2 protein-coding genes are annotated in these 1,595 nt (G+C 53.4%); both read left to right on the top strand.

Annotated features, from left to right (window positions below; translation table 11 throughout):
* The first annotated feature begins 32 nt into the window (after positions 1-32).
* Positions 33-983, top strand: coding sequence for a cytochrome o ubiquinol oxidase subunit II (gene cyoA, locus AB0B35_RS42085; protein ID WP_025301763.1), 951 nt, complete (start codon positions 33-35; stop codon positions 981-983).
* Positions 984-986: 3 nt separating this feature from the next.
* Positions 987-1,595 (top strand): cbb3-type cytochrome c oxidase subunit I (locus AB0B35_RS42080; protein ID WP_361057501.1); only part of this gene is annotated, 609 nt, incomplete at its 3' end.

Genomic DNA, 1,595 nt, shown 5'->3' with positions numbered 1-1,595 from the left:
GACATTTGAGCCTTTGTTATTGAGGTCGTTAGATGAGACTTAAGAAATACAATAAAAGTATTGGGATGCTGTCATTAATCGCAGCCACTGTATTGCTCAGTGGTTGCGATATGGTTTTGATGAATCCCAAAGGAGCAATTGGTGTTGAGCAACGGACACTGATTATCACTGCAATCGCGTTGATGTTGATCGTGGTGGTGCCAGTTATCTTCATGGCGTTCGCCTTTGCCTGGAAGTATCGCGCTTCCAACAAAGACGCCAAGTACAGTCCGAACTGGGCCCACTCCAACAAGATCGAAGCGGTCGTCTGGACCATTCCTATCATTATCATCGCCATCCTTGGCACCATTACCTGGAAGACTACCCACGAACTCGACCCGTTCAAGCCGATTGTCACCGACAAGAAGCCGATGACGATCGAAGTGGTGTCGCTCGACTGGAAATGGCTGTTCATCTACCCGGAACAAGGCATTGCGACCGTTAATGAGCTGGCTTTCCCGAAAGATGTTCCAGTCGAATTCAAGATCACCTCTAACTCGGTAATGAACTCGTTCTTTATCCCGCAGTTGGGTGGACAGATTTATGCGATGGCCGGCATGCAGACCAAACTGCACCTGATCGGCAACGAAGCCGGTGCCTACAAGGGCATCTCCAGCAGCTATAGCGGCGCAGGCTTCTCCGGTATGAAATTCACCGCGATCGTTACCCCGACCGAAGGCGACTTCGATCAGTGGGTGGCCAAGGTGAAGGCATCGTCTAAAAACCTGAACACCACCGACGACTTTAACAAACTGGCAGAGCCGAGTGAAAACAACCCGGTTGAGTACTTTGCCGCTGTCAAACCGAATTTGTTCAAAGAAACAATTGCCAAATTCATGGGCGACATGGATATGCACAAGGGCGCTGGCGCGCACGAAGGCATGGACATGAGCCAAGGTATGGACATGGGTGAACATGCTGCTCACGCCGGAGCCGAGGAATAACTGATGTTGGGAAAATTAACACTTGATGCGGTTCCGTACCACGAACCGATCATCATGGTCACCGTAGCCGCAATTATTGTCGGGGGCCTGGCAGTGCTGGCGCTGCTGACCTATTTCGGCAAATGGAAGTGGCTGTGGAGCGAATGGCTGACTTCGGTCGACCATAAAAAAATTGGTATCATGTACATCGTCGTGGCGATGGTCATGCTGCTGCGCGGCTTCGCCGACGCCATCATGATGCGTAGCCAGCAGGCGTTGGCGTCCGCCGGCGAAGCCGGGTTCCTGCCGCCGCACCACTACGACCAGATCTTCACCGCGCACGGCGTTATCATGATCTTCTTCATGGCGATGCCTTTCGTAGTCGGCCTGATGAACGTCGTGGTACCGCTGCAAATCGGTGCGCGCGACGTTGCCTTCCCGTTCCTGAACTCCCTGAGCTTCTGGTTCTTCGTGGTGGGCGTTGTGCTGATCAACATCTCCCTGGGGGTCGGTGAGTTCGCTCAGACCGGTTGGCTGGCGTATCCGCCGCTGTCGGGTAAAGAGTACAGTCCTGGCGTCGGGGTCGATTACTGGATCTGGAGTCTGCAGATTTCCGGTCTGGGTACCCTGCTG

The sequence above is a fragment of the Catellatospora sp. NPDC049133 genome (assembly GCF_040648455.1).
In the GTDB taxonomy this organism is placed as follows: Bacteria; Actinomycetota; Actinomycetes; order Mycobacteriales; family Micromonosporaceae; genus Catellatospora; species Catellatospora aurea.
The sequence above is the reverse complement of the archived record's forward strand: the minus strand, read 5'-3'. Positions and strand labels throughout refer to the sequence as shown.